Below are 15,589 nucleotides of genomic sequence, written 5' to 3'. Positions count from 1 at the left end.
GTCACTTCTCCTTGAATGAAACGATGAGCAAGTCGCCCCGCAGGGTGAGCTTTACGTACGCCTGCCGGCCGTTCACCCACGGGCGATAGACGTCTTGCCAGATGCTGTGGTCGGCGTAGGTGGTCATGCTCTTGTAGAAGTCCGCCGCGGTGAGGCGGGTGATGACCGCCAGGACCTGTTCAGTGGACTCCAGCCCCAGTTCGACGGCGCCTTCCAGTGCCACGCGAGTGAAGCGGTATCGCCGCTCGGCAACAGCGAGCCTGATCAGCGGAAGCTTGTAGTGAGGCGTGCGTTTGTCCATCTGACGAAATTAACCTTATAGGTTAATTTCGGCCACGGCAATGCGGTCGTTCCGGAATCGTCCTACCGATATCCTAGACTGCCCCCCTTCCCTCACAGGAGAACCCTCATGACCACAGCCACTCCTTTCCTCATGTTCCAGGACGGTGTCGCGCAGTCGGCGCTGGATTTGTATCTCGCCACTTTCCCCGACTCCCGCGTGGTGCACGTGGAGCGCTATGGCGCCGGTGAGCCGGGGCCGGAGGGCACGATCAAGGTGGCGCGGTTCGAGGTGTGCGGGCAGGCATTCATGTGCTCGGACAGCCCGGTGAAGCACGACTTCGATTTCACGCCGTCCAGTTCGATCTTCGTGGAGTTCGAGTCGGGGGATGTGCTGGAGCGCATCTTCGCGGTGCTGGCCGAGGGCGGGCGCATCTACATGCCGTTGGGCGACTATGGCTTCAGCTCGCGCTTTGGCTGGGTGAGCGACCGCTTCGGGGTGTCATGGCAGCTCAGTCTGGGGCGCTGAGTGTCAATCGGCAGGAGCGCCCCATGGGTGCGGTCGCGGGCATGGCCCGCTTGTGAAGTTCTGCGCGGGGGCGGCCCTCTCCCCCGCCCTCTCCCTGAAGGGCGAGGGAGCTATCCGTGCCGGCTGGCACTGTGGTTTCAGCCGGCACCGAACCAGTCCCCTCTCCCTTCAGGGAGAGGGTTAGGGAGAGGGAAAATCCAAGGGACGAACTATCAGAAGAAGACAGTTGCTCCTACAACGGCTCCGTGGCTCGATAGCCTGGGTAGGGCGAATAACGCCGAAGGCGTTATCCGCCGTCCTGGCGGATAACCCGTTCCGGGTTATGCGCCCTACGCGTCTGTCGGTGGGTTCCTGAGACGGCTTTCACCAGGTGGGGCAATTCCCTGGTTGGGGCGGGTTTCTGCTCCGGTCAACGCGGGAGTTTCCCTACACTGCGCCGGCGTTGCGGTCCTACAAGCCCTCTGCGTAGCGTTCCTCGCACCGCGTTTCGGCGTGGTCAGGTGTGGAAACCTGTACTCATACGAATACACCGCTATAGCAGAAGCGATCAGCCACTCGTGGGCTGTATGGTTCTGGTGGTCTATGGCGGATCGTGTAAGGCGGACTTCGGTCCGGCCGGTTTTCGTTCGTATGAGCTGGTTTTCCACCCTTGCACGGTCCGCCTCCCTTGTTTCGGCTGTTTCGGGCGGCGGCTTCCTGTCTTGAGCAAGGAGCTTCTGCATGATGACGTCGATGTCCTTCCCGGCCGAACATGGCCTGAATACCCAATCTTTCGTGCGCTACAACCGCCAGTTGCGCGGCGTGCTGCTGGATCAGCAGCCGTGGTTCGTGCTGCGCGACCTGACCAAGCTGACCGCGAGCAAGCGCGGCGTGGACCTGGTGCGCAAGCTGGAGCCGGACCAGTCGCGCTGGGAGCGCCTGGCCGGCGCGGCCGAGGATGAGCTGCTGGTGAGCGAGAGCGGGGTGTATGCGCTGTTGTTGCTGCACCTGTACCACCCGGAGAACCGCAGCCTGCGGCAGTGGCTGAGCAACGAGGTAGTGCCGGCGCTGCGCGCGGCGCAGCAGGACAACGCGCTGTTGCCGCGCCACAAGTTCCGGGAGGTGCAGGGGCAGCACATTGCCTTGCTGGATTGGCAGGGGCGGTTGTGGGTGCGGTTTACCGATGCGGCGCGGTTGATGGAGCTGGATGGGCGTGGGTAGGGCCTGCCCGGCGTAGGAGCGGATTTATCCGCGATGGGTGGGCGACGGTGCGAGAGTGGGGCTATCGCGGACGGAGTCCGCTCCTGCGGGGTTGGCCGGAGTTGGGCTGGCCCTCACCCCAACCCTCTCCCAGAGGGAGAGGGGGCTGTTCGGCGCAAGAGGGTGGCCGTGGGTACTCAGGGGTGTCTTAGAGCACCCGCACGCTGGCGAAGGTGGATTCGCCCTGGGCCTGGCTGAGGGCCGAGATGGCCGAGGAGTTGGGCATGAGGGCGAGGTCCTGCGGGATCGGCATGACCATGACCGGCTGGCCGATGGGCTGGCCCTGGCGCTCGTCGCGCGGCGGGATGCCGAAGTATTCGCGGTAGCACTTGGAGAAGTGCGGGGTGGAGACGAAGCCGCACACCGAGGCGACTTCGATGATCGACATCGAGGTCTGCTTGAGCAGCTGGCGCGCGCGGATCAGGCGCAGTTTCAGGTAGTAGCGCGACGGCGAGCAGTGCAGGTACTTCTGGAACAGGCGCTCGAGCTGGCGGCGCGAGACGTTGACGTAGACGGCCAGTTCGTCGAGGTCGATGGGCTCCTCGAGGTTGGCTTCCATCAGCGCGACGATTTCCTGCAGCTTGGGTTGGTTGGTGCCGAGCATGTGCTTGAGCGGCACGCGCTGGTGGTCCTGCTCGTTGCGGATGCGCTCGTAGATGAACATTTCGGAGATCGCCGCCGAGAGTTCGCGGCCGTGCTCGCGGCCGATCAGGTGCAGCATCATGTCCATCGGCGCGGTGCCGCCGGAGGAGGTGAAGCGGTTGCGGTCGATGGAGAACAAGCGGGTGCTCATGGCCACGCGGGGAAAGGCTTCCTGCATGGCGGCCAGGCATTCCCAGTGTACCGAGCAGTCGTAGCCGTCGAGCAGGCCGGCGCGGGCCAGGGCCCAGCTGCCGGTGCACACGGCACCGAGCTTGCGCCCCATGCGCGCCTGGGCCTGGAGGAAGGTGGTGTGTTCGCGGGTGACGCTGCGCTGGATGCCGACGCCGCCGACCACGATCAGCGTGTCCATCTGCGGGGCGCTGTCGCAGGCCGCGTCGGGGGTGATCTGCAGGCCGTCGCTGGCCCAGACCTGGCGGCCGTCGAGGCTCAGGGTGTGCCAGCGGTAGAGTTCGCGTCCGGAGAGCTGGTTGGCCATGCGCAGCGGTTCCACCGCCGAGGCCAGGGAGATCAGGGTGAAGTTGTCCAGCAGCAGGAAGCCGATGGACTGCGGAGCTCGGTTTTGCGGGGGAACTCCGGGGTTGAACGCGTTCATTCAGTCACCTCACGCTAGTCACAGTCGCCTCACGGGAGGCGTTTCTTATGCTTGTTGTTCTGTTCGGGAATCGGCCTCGGGGTTGGCCCGGGCGGTTCCTCTTTTCTCGCTGCCTATGACAAGGCAAGAGCCGTGCCTAGGTTGAATGGGTGTTCAACTAAAAAAGAAAACGGCATGGGAATGCCGTTTTTGCAGGCCTGGATTGCGACGCCTCGAAGGTCGCAAATACGCATGGATCGTGGCCTGGGGTTTTTGGTAGCACTCACCGGTCACGGCGCTGGTGGTGCTGTGCCCGGAACGGTAACGCCCGCTGTCTGGTCGGGACGGGCGTACCGCTTGCGCCATCAGGGGGCGCGCCGGGGCAGGCGTGGTCGATTGGGGGTCAGCACTCGATGATGCTGACGGCCAATCCGCCGCGCGAGGTTTCCTTGTACTTGTCGTGCATGTCGGCGCCGGTGTTGCGCATGGTGCGGATCACCTGGTCGAGGCTGATGAAGTGCTGGCCGTCGCCGCGCAGGGCCATTTGCGCGGCGTTGATGGCCTTCACCGCAGCGATGGCGTTGCGCTCGATGCAGGGCACCTGGACGAGGCCGCCGACCGGGTCGCAGGTGAGGCCCAGGTTGTGTTCCAGGCCGATCTCGGCGGCGTTCTCCACCTGTTCGGGGGAGGCGCCGAGCACTTCGGCGAGACCTGCCGCAGCCATGGCGCAGGCCGAGCCGACCTCACCCTGGCAGCCGACTTCGGCGCCGGAAATGGAGGCGTTCTTCTTGCACAGGATGCCGACGGCGGCGGCAGCCAGCAGGTAGTTGGTGACGTCGTCGTCGCTGGCGTCGGGGTTGAAGCGCATGTAGTAGTGCAGCACCGCCGGAATGATGCCGGCCGCGCCGTTGGTGGGCGCGGTAACCATGCGCCCGCCGGCGGCGTTTTCCTCGTTCACGGCGAGGGCGAAGAGATTGACCCATTCCATGGCGGAGAGGGTCGAGCCGATGACGTTGGGCTTGCCGATTTCCTGCAGGTTGCGGTGCAGGCGCGCGGCGCGGCGCTGCACGTTGAGGCCGCCGGGGAGGATGCCTTCGTGGCGCAGGCCGTTTCCCACGCAGTCGCGCATGGCCTGCCAGATGCTCTTGAGGCCTTCGCGGATGTCGGTTTCGCTGCGCCACATGCGCTCGTTGGCCATCATCAGCTCGGACACGCGCAGGTTGTGGCGGCGGCAGAGCATGAGCAGTTCGGCGGCGCTGGCGAAGTCGTAGGGCAGCACGGTGTTGTCGGTGTCGAGGCTGCCGGAGGCGGCCTGTTCCTCGTCGACCACGAAGCCGCCGCCGATGGAGTAGTAGGTGTCGCTGTGCAGCACGTGGTCGCCTTCGATGGCGGTCAGGCGCATGGCGTTGGGGTGGTAGGGCAGGTTCTCTTCGAGCAGGCGCATGTCGCGGACCCAGTCGAAGGGGATCGCCCGGCTGCCGGCGAGCAGCAGTTCGCCGCTGCTGCGCAGCTGCGCCATGCGCGGTTCGATCTGGCTGGGGTCGATGCGATCCGGCCATTCGCCCATCAGGCCCATGATCACCGCGCGGTCGGTGCCGTGGCCGACGCCGGTGGCGGACAGCGAGCCGTACAGGCGCACTTCCACGCGGCTGGTGCGTTCGAGCATCTGCCGTTCGCGCAGGGCGCCGACGAACAGCGCGGCGGCGCGCATGGGGCCGACCGTGTGCGAACTGGAAGGGCCGATACCGATCTTGAACAGGTCGAACACACTGATTGCCATGCCAGACTCCGGGCGAGCTGCACGTCCATGAGAGAGGGGGATAGGCACGTCCCTGTGCCCGCGATGCCCGGCCATCATCGACCCAAGTCCGGCGCCGGCTGCGTCCATCGGCGACGCGGCCGTATCCAATAACGCCGCCTGCGCACCCCGTCGGTGCGGGGCGCGAAGCCACCTGTTCCGAGGCCGACGAAAGCTTGCCTCTTTACGACGCGAGCGCCGCGAACCACGACCGGTCGATAGGCGCAGGCGGCTTCGCTGTTCCATGATCCGCCACCGACGAACGGCCGCGTTCGCCCGTATCCACCCCCATTCTCCGCAGTCAGAGGCTGGTCTCATGAAGAGTCTTGTGTCGTCGCTGTTGGCGTTATCCGTGGTACTACCGGGCGCTGCGCGCGCCGCCGAACCCGAATCCTGCGCCGTGGTGCGCTTCGCCGATGTCGGCTGGACCGACATCACCGTGACCACTGCGGTGACCCGCCTGGTGCTCAGCCACCAGGGCTATCGCACACAGGTGGTGCGGCTGTCGGTGCCGGACACCTACAAGGCGATGTCGGAGAAGAAGATCGACGTGTTCCTCGGCAACTGGATGCCGAGCATGGCGAACGACATCAAGCCTTTCGCCGACAAGGGCCAGGTGGAAACCGTGGGCGCCAACCTCGAAGGCGCCAAGTACACCCTCGCGGTGCCGCGCTATGCCTATGAGGCGGGCCTGAAGACTTTTGCCGATATCGCAAAATTCAAGGAGCAGCTGGGCGGGCGCATCTACGGTATCGAGCCGGGCAACGACGGCAACCAGCTGATCCAGAAGATGATCAAGGAAAAAGCCTTCGGCCTGGGCGACTTCAAGCTGGTGGAGTCCAGCGAGGCCGACATGCTGGCCTACGTCAAGCGAGCCGGGGCCTTGAAGCAACCCATCGTGTTCCTGGGCTGGGAGCCGCACCCGATGAATACCCGGATCCAAATGAACTATCTGGAGGGAGGGGATTCCTACTTCGGTCCCAACTATGGCGGTGCGACGGTCTTCACCAACGTCAGAGCAGGCTATCTTCAGGAGTGCCCCAATGTCGCGCGGCTGCTGAAGAACCTGAAATTCGACCTGGCGATGGAGAACCAGCTGATGGATGCGGTGCTCAACGAGCGACGCAATCCCCGCCAGGCCGCCAAGAGTTGGCTGAAGGCCAACCCGCAGGTACTCGACGGCTGGCTGCAGGGTGTCGCTCCGAGCGCATCGGGTGCGGCGCCAGGGGGCCAGAAAACCGCCGCCATGGAATGATCCGGGCCTCTGGAAGTCGCTGGAACCGGGCCTTTCCACTGGATGCGACATGGCTGGTGCTGAATACGACTTCGCCTGCACTGGATGCGACCCACCCGGTAGGCGACGAAATTTTCCTGCTCCATGATCGTTTACGAAATGACAACAAAAGGACCTGTACCTGAGGTCCCACCAATAATTTTCAGACCGCCGCGCCCCATGCGCGCAGCGCCGTCGCCCCACCCCGCAGAGGAGTACGCTCATGAAAGGTTGCAAGTCTTTGCTGCTGGCTGCTGTGTCCGTTTGCGCACCGCTGGCGGTTCAGGCCGCTGAACCTGAGTCGTGCGGCACGGTTCGCTTCTCCGACGTCGGCTGGACCGACATCACCGTGACCACCGCTACTACCCGTCAGGTGCTCGAGTCGCTTGGCTACACCACCAAGGTGACCATGTTGTCCGTGCCGGTGACCTACAAATCGCTGGCGAACAAGGATCTCGACGTCTTCCTCGGCAACTGGATGCCGAGCATGGCCAACGACATCAAGCCCTACGCCGACAATGGCTCGGTGGAGACGGTGAAAGCCAACCTCGAGGGCGCCAAGTACACCCTGGCCGTCACCCAGGCCGCTTACGACGGCGGGCTGAAATCCTTCGCGGATATCAGCAAGTACGCCGACAAGCTGGGCAACAAGATCTACGGCATCGAGCCAGGCAACGACGGCAACCGCCTGGTCCAGGGCATGCTGGACAAGAACCAGTTCGACCTGGGCAAGTTCAAGCTGGTGGAGTCCAGCGAGGCGGGCATGCTCTCGCAGGTCGGGCGCGCCGACCGCCGCAACCAGTGGATCGTGTTCCTGGGCTGGGAACCGCATCCGATGAACACCCGCTTCAAGATGAAGTACCTCGAAGGCGGGGACGACGTGTTCGGCCCCAACTACGGCGGCGCGACCATCTACACCAACGTCCGCAAGGGCTACGTCCAGGAATGTTCCAACGTCGGCAAGCTGCTGACCAACCTGACCTTCACCCTGGACATGGAAAACAAACTCATGGACGCCGTGCTCAACGGGGGCAAGAAGCCCGAAGAGGCGGCAAAAGCCTGGTTGAAGGACCATCCGGAACTGCTCGACGCCTGGCTCGCCGGCGTGACCACCCGTGACGGCAAACCGGCCTTGGCGGCAGCCAAGGTGGCATTCGCTAAGTAAGTGCCGAAAGCATTGCCGTTGGCCGATTCCTCAAGCTTCTGATGGGCCCGCATTATGTTTCTGACTGACCACAAGTTACCGCTGGGCGAGCATATCGCCGCCTTCGTCGACTGGCTCACGCAACATGGCGCGTCGGTGTTCGACAAGATTTCCGACACCCTCGAGTTCCTCATCCACGGCGTCACCAACAGCCTGCTCTGGTTCAACCCGCTGGCGCTGATCGCGCTGCTGGTCTTCCTGGTGTTCTACATCCAGCGCAGCTGGGGGCTTGCCGTATTCGCCCTGGCCTCGCTGCTGCTGATCCTCAACCTGGGGTACTGGCAGGAAACCATGGAGACCCTGGCGCAGGTGATCTTCGCCACGGTGGTGTGCATTGCCGTCGGGGTGCCGCTGGGCATCCTGGCGGCGCACAAGCCCTGGTTCTACACCGGGCTGAGGCCGCTGCTGGATTTGATGCAGACGGTGCCCACCTTCGTCTACCTGATTCCCACCCTGACCCTGTTCGGCCTGGGTGTGGTTCCGGGTCTGATCTCCACGGTGATCTTCGCCATCGCCGCGCCCATCCGCCTCACCTGCCTGGGTATCCAGGACGTGCCGGCGGAGTTGTTGGACGCCGGCAAGGCCTTCGGCTGCTCGCGCTGGCAACTGCTGACGCGCATCGAGCTGCCGCACGCCATGCCAAGCATCGGCGCGGGGATCACCCAATGCATCATGTTGTCGCTGTCGATGGTGGTTATCGCCGCGCTGGTGGGTGCTGATGGCCTCGGCAAGCCGGTGGTCAACGCGCTCAACACGGCGGACATTTCCCTCGGCTTCGAGGCCGGTCTGGCCATCGTCCTGCTCGCCATCCTGCTCGACCGGGTGTGCAAGCAACGTTCGCTGCGGGGGAGGTAAGTACTATGTCGGCGATTCGATTCGAACATGTGGATGTGATTTTCGGCACCCACACCAAGGAAGCGCTCAAGCTGCTGGATCAGGGCCTGGGCCGCGAGGAAATCCTCAAGCGCACCGGCCAGGTGCTGGGTGTCGAGGATGCCTGCCTGGATGTCGAACGCGGCGAAATCTGCGTGATGATGGGCCTGTCGGGCTCGGGCAAGTCCAGCCTGCTGCGTTGCATCAACGGCCTCAACCGGGTCAGCCGCGGCAAGCTGCTGATCGAGCACGAGGGCCAGCAGGTGGATATCGCCAACTGCTCGCCGGCGGCGCTCAAGACCATGCGCACCAAGCGCATCGCCATGGTGTTCCAGAAGTTCGCGCTGATGCCCTGGCTGACCGTGGCCGAGAACATCGGCTTCGGCCTGGAGATGCAGGGCCGTCCGGCCAACGAGCGGAAGAAGGTGATCGACGAGAAGCTCGAGCTGGTCGGCCTGTCGCAATGGCGCGACAAGCGCCCGGATTCGCTCTCCGGCGGCATGCAGCAGCGCGTCGGCCTGGCCCGCGCGCTGGCCATGGACGGCGACATCCTGCTGATGGACGAACCTTTCTCCGCGCTGGACCCGTTGATCCGCCAGCAGCTGCAGGATGAACTGCTGGTGCTGCAGCGCCAGCTGCACAAGACCATCGTCTTCGTCAGCCACGACCTGGACGAGGCGCTGAAGATCGGTACGCGCATCGCGATCATGAAGGACGGCCGCATCATCCAGCACGGCAAGCCCGAGGAAATCGTGCTCAGCCCGGCGGACGACTACGTGCGCACCTTCGTGGCCCACACCAACCCGCTCAACGTGCTGTGCGGCTCCAGCCTGATGCGTGGCCTGGACCAGTGCCGCCGCCAGGCCGACGAGGTGTGCTTCGACCAGGGCCGCGACTGCTGGCTGGGCCTGACCGAGTCGAACCAGATCAAGACCGCTCGCCAGGGCAGCAACATCATCGACCTGCAGCAATGGCGTCCGGGGGATCCGGTGGAGAAGCTCAAGCACGAGCCGACCCTGGTGGACGTCAACATCCGCATGCGCGACGCGCTGCAGATCCGCTACCAGACCGGCCACAAGCTGGTGCTGCAGGAGCAGAGCCGCGTGGTCGGCGTGCTCGGCGACAGCGAGCTGTACCACGCGCTGCTGGGCAAGAACCTGGGCTGATTGCCCGCCTGAACAAAAACGCCGGCTCCCTGGGAAGGGGGCCGGCGTTTTTGTTGGGGCTGGCGACGCTGATCACGTGCTGGCCCTCACCCTAACCCTCTCCCAGAGGGAGAGGGGACCGTCCGGCGCAGGATGAACCTGTGGCATCAGCCGGCACAATCGGCTCCCTCTCCCTTTGGGAGAGGGCTGGGGTGAGGGGAAAACCCCAACACAGATATTCCAGCCAAGCGTAGGAGCGGACTCCGTCCGCGATCGCTCAGCCCCGAGGACAGATCAGTGCTTGAGCTCCGCCAATCCTTTGAGCAGCGCGTCGTGGAAGCGCTTCGGGTCCTGGATCTGCGGGGCGTGGCCCATGTCGTCGAATTCCACCAGGGTGGCGTTGGGGATGGCCTTGGCGGTGGCCTTGCCCAGTTCGGCGTAGTTGCCCAGCTTGGGTTTCAGCTCGGCCGGGGCCAGGTCCTTGCCGATGGCGGTGTTGTCCCTGGTGCCGATCAGCAGCAGGGTCGGCATCTTCAGCTGGCCGAACTCGTAGACCACCGGCTGGGTGAAGATCATGTCGTAGAGCAGCGCCGAGTTCCACGCCACGCGCTCATGACCGGCGCCGTTGAACAGGCCGGCGAGCATGTTCACCCACTTGTCGTACTCGGGTTTCCACTGGCCGGCGTAGTAGGTCGCCTGCTCGTACTGGCGGATGCCTTCGGCGCTGGTCTTCAGCTCGCGCTCGTACCATTGGTCCGGGGTGCGATAGGGCACGCCCAGGGCTTTCCAGTCTTCCAGGCCGATGGGGTTGACCATGGCCAGCTGTTCGACCTGCTGCGGATACATCAGCGCGTAGCGGGTGGCGAGCATGCCGCCGGTGGAGTGGCCCAGCAGGGTGATCTTGCCGACCTTCAGGTGCTCGAGCAGGGCGTGGGTGTTGGTCGCCAGTTGCTGGAAGCTGTACTGGTAGCGCTCGGGCTTGGTGGACTTGCAGAAGCCGATCTGGTCCGGCGCGACCACGCGGTAACCGGCGTCGCTCAGGGCGGCGATGGTGGTTTCCCAGGTGCCGGCGCAGAAGTTCTTGCCGTGCAGCAGCACCACGGTGCGGCCGTTGGGCTGCTTCTTGGGCTTCACGTCGATGTAGGCCATGTGCATGTGGTGGCCCTGGGACGCGAAGCTGTAGTGACCGACCGGGTAGGAGTAGTTGAAGCGCTCCAGTTCGGGGCCGTAGGTGGGTTTGGATTCGGCGGCGTGCAGCGGCAGGGCGGCGGCCAACAGCAAGGCGGGTAGCCAGCGGCGGGGCATCGGGGAGCTCTCCTGGTGGTGGGGCACGGGTCAGACAGCGGGAAAGGCCATAGGTTGGCAGATTTCCGCGTGCGCCGCCGCATCGGTTGGTATCGAAACCGTACCGTCGTGCGCTCTGCGCAGGCGGCGGGCGTCAGGCCGCGCTCACGCCCCCGGTCAGCCAGTCGATGAACAGCGAGAACAGCTCCGCCTGGGAGTTGATCGCCAGCTTGGTGTAGAGGTGCTTGCGGTGCATGCGCACGGTTTCCGGCGAGATATCCAGCACCCGCGCGCTGGATTTCACCGAGTGGCCGCGCAGCAGCAGGTGGGCGATTTCCCGTTCGCGCTCGGTGAGCAGGTCGGCGCCGAAGTTCATGAAGGCCGCGCGGATATGGCGGTTCAGCGGCGCCTGGTCATCCGGCGCGCTGACTTTCGCGCCGCGCCCGGCCAGCAGCAGGTCCAGCCCGCCATTGCGCTCGAACTGGCGGAACAGCTCGCGCACCAGCGGCAGGGCGGTGGCCAGCAGGTCCAGCTGGGTCTCGCTGAAGCGCGCGCCGCTCTCGCCCTGGTACAGGCACAGCGAGACCTTGCGCGTCTCGCCCAGGTCGATGATGAAGTGGCAGTCCTCGGTGCAGCCGAACTTGAGGTAGTAGGTCTTGTAGTACTCGCTGGCGAAGAAGTCGTCCGGGGCGATGTCGGCCAGCGGGTAGAAGCCTTCGGTGAGGCCGTCTTCCATGGCCAGGCAGAAGGGGTCGAGCAGGTAGCCGCGGGCGTAGTAGCGGTCGACCAGGGCTTCGTGATGTTCCGGGTGGACGCCGCGGTGGTACAGCGGTTGCGGCGGCTGACCGCGCTGTTCCAGGCCGAGCATCACCGACTCCACCGGTACCAGGCAGCCCAGGGCGTCGGCCAGGCGTTCGACGAAGACGACTTCGCCGACGCTGGCCAGGGCGCGCGCCAGCCCCGCATGCCAGGCATGCAGGGCCGGTGCGTCGGAGGTTTCGCTCAGCGCCTGGGATTCGCTCATGTCCGGCAGTCTAAAGGGCTGCCGGGGTGTAGGCAAAATCCTCGGATCGATCATCAGTGCCCCGCGTAATCACCGCTGCGCTTGAGGTCTTCGGCGGCCTCGAGGATCGACTCGCGCAGGGTGTCGACGATCTCGTCGACCTGCTCGCGGGTGATGGTCAGCGGCGGCGACATCACGTTCAGGTGCACGATCGGCCGCACCAGCAGCCCCTTGGCCTGGGCGCGCAGGTGGATCTTCTCGCCGATGTTCAGCTCCTCGGGGAAGAGCACCTTGCTGCGCTTGTCGGCAACGAACTCGACGCAGGCCATCAGCTTCTGGCAACGCACGCTGCCCACCAGCGGCAGGTCGGCCAGTTCCTGCAGACGCTGCTCCAGGTAGCCACCGACGTCCTTCACGTGCTCCAGCAGATTCTCACGCTCGATGATCTCGATGTTCTTCAGTGCCGAGACGCAGCTCACCGGGTGCCCGCTGTAGGTGAAGCCGTGGGCGAAGCAGCGGCCCTTGTCGGCCTCGCCGATCACCTTCCAGATACGGTCGGAGAAGATGCACGCGCCCAGCGGCAGGTAGCCGGAGGTCAGGCCCTTGGCGGTGGTGATGATGTCCGGCTGCATGCCGAACACCTCCTCGGAGGCGAAGAAGGCACCGAGGCGGCCGAAGGAGGTCACCACCTCGTCGGCGACGTAGAGCACATCGTACTTCTGGCAGACCTGCCACATGCGCTGGTGGTAGCCCTTGGGCGGGATGATCACGCCGCCCGAGCCCATGATCGGCTCGGCAAAGAAGGCGGCGACCTTGTCCTGGCCCAGTTCGAGGATCTTGTCTTCGAATTCCTTGACCAGGAATTCGAGGAAGTCGCCCTCGGTCATCCCTTCCGGCGCGCGGTAGGGGTTGGGGCAGGAGATGTGGTGGATGACGTCCTTGAGGAAATCGAACTCGGCCGGGTGGTCGGCGACCTTGCCGCCCAGCGACATGGTGAGGAAGGTCGAGCCGTGGTAGGCGTTGACGCGGCTGATGATGTGCTTCTTCTCATGCTTGCCGCGGCAGTTCTGGTAGTACTGGATGAGGCGGTAGGCGGTGTCCACGGCGGTGGAGCCGCCAGTGGTGAGGAACACGTGGTCGAGGTCGCCCGGCGCCAGTTCGGCGAGTTTCTCGCAGAGCTGGATGGCGGTGACGTTGGCCATGTCGCAGAAGGGATTGGAGTAGGCCAGCTTGCGTACCTGCTCGGCGATGGCATCGGCCATTTCCGCGCGGCCCAGGCCGATGTTCGTGCACCACATGCCGCCCACGGCGTCCAGGTAGCGATTGCCCTTGGTGTCGTAGATGTAGGCGCCCTCGCCGGCGGCGATGTTCAGCGCACCGTTGACCCGGTGATCGTCGAACACGTGGTAGCCGTGCATGTAGTGGGCTTTGTCGGCGGCGACCAGCTGCTCGTCGTTGAACTGGGCGAAGAAGGCTGGGGTTGGGGTGGTCATCTGCTTTACCTCGGACTTTCGTTATTCGGTTGGGCGTTCTGCCCTCTCCCTAACCCTCTCCCTGAAGGGAGAGGGGACTGTTCGGAGTGCGTGGAGACTCCGAACCTCCTTGTGGATCGTGTTGCTCGTTACTTTCAGGATGCCGCCGAGATTTCCGGCGACTCCGCTTGGCCCCCTCTCCCTTCAGGGAGAGGGCTGGGGAGAGGGGGCTTTTGGGTCTTGCGCCATCAGGTCCCGGTCTTCACCGCGTTCCAGGTACGGGTGATCAGGCGGGTCGCCTTGGGGGTCTGCACTTTCTGGGTGAACAGGCGGGCGCGGGTCTCGGCGTCGGGGTAGATCGCCGGGTCGTTGCGCACTTCGGCGGCCAGCAGCGGGGTGGCGGCGGCGTTGCTGGAGGCGTAGCGGATGTAGTCGGCGACGCCGGCGGCCACCTTGGGCTGCAGCATGTATTCGATGAACTTGTGGGCGTTTGCCACGTGTGGCGCGTCGGCCGGGATGTAGAAGTCGTCGAACCAGATCAGCGAGCCTTCCTTGGGCACGAAGTAGCCCAGCTTGACCTTGGCGCCGGCTTCGTCGGCGCGGGCCTGGGCGGTGGCGTAGTCGCCGGACCAGGTCATCGCCATGCACTGGTCGCCGTTGGCCAGGCCGTTCAGGTAGCTGGTGGAGTCGAACTTGCGGATGTACGGGCGGATCGATTGCAGCAGGTCCTGGGCGGCCTTGAGGTCCTCGGGCAGCGCGCTGTTGGGGTCGCGCTTGAGGTAGGCCAGGGCCAGCGGGATCACGTCGGTGGGGGAGTCGATGATGGTCACCCCGCAATCGGCGAATTTCGACACGATCTTCGGATCGAACAGCATCGCCAGCGAGCCGATGGGGGCGTCGGGCATGCGCTGCTTGATCTTGTCGATGTTGTAGGTGATGCCGTTGCTGCCCCAGGTGTAGGGCGCAGAGTACTGCACGCCCGGATCGTAGTGGTCCAGGTGCTTGAGCACATCCGCGTCGAGGTTGTTCCAGCTGGGCAGCTTGGACTTGTCCAGCGGCTGGAAGACGCCCGCCTTGAGCAGCGGCGGGACCAGGGCGGCGTTGAGCACCACCAGGTCGTAGCCCGAGCGGCCGGGCAGCAGTTTGCCCTGCACGGTCTCGTAGGAATCGAAGGTGTCGTAGACCACCTTGATCCCGGTTTCCTTCTCGAAATCGGCGATGGTGTGTTCGCCGATGTAGTCGGTCCAGTTATACAGCCGCAGCGTCTTCGCGCCTTCGGCATCCTCCCCGTGACCCAGTGCCGGCAAGGTCGCCAGCGCCGCGCTGAGTACTGCTGCGAGCGTTTTCTGCATGTCAGTCCCACCTTTGATTTTGTTATGGATTGGAGATATCGCGGATGAAGCCACTCTCGACCAGGGCCGGTTCCCCGGCCATTCCCCGAACGGGTAGGTACTGGCGCCTAATCGAACAATCGTTCAGATTGGCCACCTGAAACCTTAGGAGCCAGGCATGAACGAGGAAGTCCGCTTTACCCGACTGGAGCCGGAGCAGCGCAAGGCGCTGCTGATCGAGGCCACCCTCGCGTGCCTGAAACGCCATGGCTTCCAGGGAGCATCCATACGCAAGATCTGCGCCGAGGCCGGGGTCTCGGTGGGGCTGATCAACCACCACTATTCGGGCAAGGACGAGTTGGTGGCCGAGGCCTACCTGACCGTTACCGGGCGGGTCATGCAGCTGCTGCGCGAGGCCATTGCCGAGGCGGCGCCGGATGCCCGCGCACGGCTGTCGGCGTTCTTTCGCGCGTCGTTTTCCGCCGAGCTGCTCGACCCGCAACTGCTGGATGCCTGGCTGGCGTTCTGGGGCGCGGTGAAGACGGCCGAGGAAATCAACAAGGCGCACGATCATTCCTACGGCGAGTACCGCGCGCTGCTGACGCAGGCGCTGAACGAACTGGCGAAAGAGCAGGAGTGGGCGGATTTCGACGCGGAACTGGCCGCGATTGCCCTCAGCGCCTTGCTCGACGGGTTGTGGCTGGAGTCCGGTCTGAACCCCAATACCTTCACCCCGGAACAGGGCGTGCAGATCTGCGAAGCCTGGGTGGATGGTCTCCAGTACGGCGGCCGGCAGCGCTTCTGTCGGGCGTCGGGAGTCTGTTGATCGATTGTTCAGCGGGCGGTAACCTGCCGCCATCTGCAGGACAGTTCCTACAGCTCTACCTCCACGCATAACAAGAACGGCCCCGTCACGAGCGGCGGC

General features: G+C 64.6%; 14 protein-coding genes. 7 read left to right on the top strand and 7 right to left on the bottom strand.

Going from position 1 to position 15,589, the window contains the following annotated elements; all coding sequences use genetic code 11:
- Nucleotide 1 precedes the first annotated feature (1 nt).
- Nucleotides 2-301, bottom strand: coding sequence for a type II toxin-antitoxin system MqsR family toxin (locus IB275_RS30560; protein WP_192294490.1), 300 nt, complete (start codon nucleotides 299-301; stop codon nucleotides 2-4).
- 108 nt (nucleotides 302-409) lie between these two features.
- On the opposite strand from IB275_RS30560, the gene IB275_RS30555 reads away from it, so the two are divergent.
- Together IB275_RS30555 and IB275_RS30550 are read left to right on the top strand one after the other, a co-directional pair.
- Nucleotides 410-808: a VOC family protein gene (locus IB275_RS30555; RefSeq protein ID WP_192294492.1), complete on the top strand. Its 399-nt coding sequence runs from the start codon at nucleotides 410-412 to the stop codon at nucleotides 806-808.
- Between the two features lie 720 nt (nucleotides 809-1,528).
- On the top strand, nucleotides 1,529-2,008 hold the full coding sequence (locus tag IB275_RS30550) for a BRO-N domain-containing protein (RefSeq protein WP_225607724.1): 480 nt from the start codon (nucleotides 1,529-1,531) through the stop codon (nucleotides 2,006-2,008).
- Between the two features lie 187 nt (nucleotides 2,009-2,195).
- Here the strand turns inward: IB275_RS30550 and gbdR are convergent, their stop codons facing one another.
- On the bottom strand, nucleotides 2,196-3,302 hold the full coding sequence (gene gbdR, locus IB275_RS30545; protein ID WP_192294494.1) for a choline metabolism transcriptional regulator GbdR: 1,107 nt from the start codon (nucleotides 3,300-3,302) through the stop codon (nucleotides 2,196-2,198).
- 382 nt (nucleotides 3,303-3,684) lie between these two features.
- Nucleotides 3,685-5,061, bottom strand: a complete 1,377-nt coding sequence (locus IB275_RS30540) for an L-serine ammonia-lyase (RefSeq protein WP_192294496.1) — start codon at nucleotides 5,059-5,061, stop codon at nucleotides 3,685-3,687.
- 334 nt (nucleotides 5,062-5,395) lie between these two features.
- Between IB275_RS30540 and IB275_RS30535 the strand changes: the two genes are divergently transcribed.
- The 4 genes from IB275_RS30535 (at nucleotide 5,396) to choV (ending at nucleotide 9,595) form a co-directional block, all read left to right on the top strand.
- Entirely contained in the window at nucleotides 5,396-6,334 is a 939-nt protein-coding gene (locus IB275_RS30535; RefSeq protein ID WP_192294498.1) for a choline ABC transporter substrate-binding protein, read from the top strand.
- A 241-nt stretch (nucleotides 6,335-6,575) separates the two neighbouring features.
- Nucleotides 6,576-7,517, top strand: a complete 942-nt coding sequence (locus IB275_RS30530) for a choline ABC transporter substrate-binding protein (protein ID WP_138213546.1) — start codon at nucleotides 6,576-6,578, stop codon at nucleotides 7,515-7,517.
- Between the two features lie 54 nt (nucleotides 7,518-7,571).
- Nucleotides 7,572-8,411, top strand: coding sequence for a choline ABC transporter permease subunit (gene choW, locus IB275_RS30525; protein ID WP_081519043.1), 840 nt, complete (start codon nucleotides 7,572-7,574; stop codon nucleotides 8,409-8,411).
- Between the two features lie 5 nt (nucleotides 8,412-8,416).
- Nucleotides 8,417-9,595 carry a choline ABC transporter ATP-binding protein gene (gene choV, locus IB275_RS30520; RefSeq protein ID WP_045213877.1) on the top strand — a complete coding sequence of 393 codons (1,179 nt, stop codon included), beginning with the start codon at nucleotides 8,417-8,419 and terminating at the stop codon, nucleotides 9,593-9,595.
- A gap of 273 nt (nucleotides 9,596-9,868) precedes the next feature.
- Here the strand turns inward: choV and IB275_RS30515 are convergent, their stop codons facing one another.
- From IB275_RS30515 to IB275_RS30500, 4 genes are all read right to left on the bottom strand, one after another.
- The gene (locus IB275_RS30515) at nucleotides 9,869-10,879 is read right to left on the bottom strand and encodes an alpha/beta fold hydrolase (protein WP_192294500.1); all 1,011 of its coding nucleotides are present in this window, start codon (nucleotides 10,877-10,879) and stop codon (nucleotides 9,869-9,871) included.
- 133 nt (nucleotides 10,880-11,012) lie between these two features.
- A complete protein-coding gene (locus IB275_RS30510; RefSeq protein ID WP_192294502.1) occupies nucleotides 11,013-11,882 on the bottom strand; it encodes a helix-turn-helix transcriptional regulator in 870 nt (289 codons plus the stop codon).
- A 53-nt stretch (nucleotides 11,883-11,935) separates the two neighbouring features.
- Nucleotides 11,936-13,354: an aminotransferase gene (locus IB275_RS30505; protein ID WP_192294504.1), complete on the bottom strand. Its 1,419-nt coding sequence runs from the start codon at nucleotides 13,352-13,354 to the stop codon at nucleotides 11,936-11,938.
- 227 nt (nucleotides 13,355-13,581) lie between these two features.
- Nucleotides 13,582-14,685 carry a polyamine ABC transporter substrate-binding protein gene (locus tag IB275_RS30500; RefSeq protein WP_081519047.1) on the bottom strand — a complete coding sequence of 368 codons (1,104 nt, stop codon included), beginning with the start codon at nucleotides 14,683-14,685 and terminating at the stop codon, nucleotides 13,582-13,584.
- Between the two features lie 157 nt (nucleotides 14,686-14,842).
- On the opposite strand from IB275_RS30500, the gene IB275_RS30495 reads away from it, so the two are divergent.
- On the top strand, nucleotides 14,843-15,490 hold the full coding sequence (locus IB275_RS30495) for a TetR family transcriptional regulator C-terminal domain-containing protein (RefSeq protein ID WP_081519048.1): 648 nt from the start codon (nucleotides 14,843-14,845) through the stop codon (nucleotides 15,488-15,490).
- Nucleotides 15,491-15,589 lie beyond the last annotated feature (99 nt).

The organism is Pseudomonas sp. PDM21 (assembly GCF_014852505.2).
In the GTDB taxonomy this organism is placed as follows: domain Bacteria; phylum Pseudomonadota; class Gammaproteobacteria; order Pseudomonadales; family Pseudomonadaceae; genus Pseudomonas.
This window is presented reverse-complemented; position numbering and strand designations above follow the sequence as displayed.

What these genes read in the sequence shown, in the direction of transcription:
- IB275_RS30560 (WP_192294490.1), bottom strand. Translation starts at nt 301, where the DNA reads ATGGACAAACGCACGCCTCACTACAAGCTTCCGCTGATCAGGCTCGCT.
- IB275_RS30555 (WP_192294492.1), top strand. Translation starts at nt 410, where the DNA reads ATGACCACAGCCACTCCTTTCCTCATGTTCCAGGACGGTGTCGCGCAG.
- IB275_RS30550 (WP_225607724.1), top strand. Translation starts at nt 1,529, where the DNA reads ATGATGACGTCGATGTCCTTCCCGGCCGAACATGGCCTGAATACCCAA.
- gbdR (WP_192294494.1), bottom strand. Translation starts at nt 3,302, where the DNA reads ATGAACGCGTTCAACCCCGGAGTTCCCCCGCAAAACCGAGCTCCGCAG.
- IB275_RS30540 (WP_192294496.1), bottom strand. Translation starts at nt 5,061, where the DNA reads ATGGCAATCAGTGTGTTCGACCTGTTCAAGATCGGTATCGGCCCTTCC.
- IB275_RS30535 (WP_192294498.1), top strand. Translation starts at nt 5,396, where the DNA reads ATGAAGAGTCTTGTGTCGTCGCTGTTGGCGTTATCCGTGGTACTACCG.
- IB275_RS30530 (WP_138213546.1), top strand. Translation starts at nt 6,576, where the DNA reads ATGAAAGGTTGCAAGTCTTTGCTGCTGGCTGCTGTGTCCGTTTGCGCA.
- choW (WP_081519043.1), top strand. Translation starts at nt 7,572, where the DNA reads ATGTTTCTGACTGACCACAAGTTACCGCTGGGCGAGCATATCGCCGCC.
- choV (WP_045213877.1), top strand. Translation starts at nt 8,417, where the DNA reads ATGTCGGCGATTCGATTCGAACATGTGGATGTGATTTTCGGCACCCAC.
- IB275_RS30515 (WP_192294500.1), bottom strand. Translation starts at nt 10,879, where the DNA reads ATGCCCCGCCGCTGGCTACCCGCCTTGCTGTTGGCCGCCGCCCTGCCG.
- IB275_RS30510 (WP_192294502.1), bottom strand. Translation starts at nt 11,882, where the DNA reads ATGAGCGAATCCCAGGCGCTGAGCGAAACCTCCGACGCACCGGCCCTG.
- IB275_RS30505 (WP_192294504.1), bottom strand. Translation starts at nt 13,354, where the DNA reads ATGACCACCCCAACCCCAGCCTTCTTCGCCCAGTTCAACGACGAGCAG.
- IB275_RS30500 (WP_081519047.1), bottom strand. Translation starts at nt 14,685, where the DNA reads ATGCAGAAAACGCTCGCAGCAGTACTCAGCGCGGCGCTGGCGACCTTG.
- IB275_RS30495 (WP_081519048.1), top strand. Translation starts at nt 14,843, where the DNA reads ATGAACGAGGAAGTCCGCTTTACCCGACTGGAGCCGGAGCAGCGCAAG.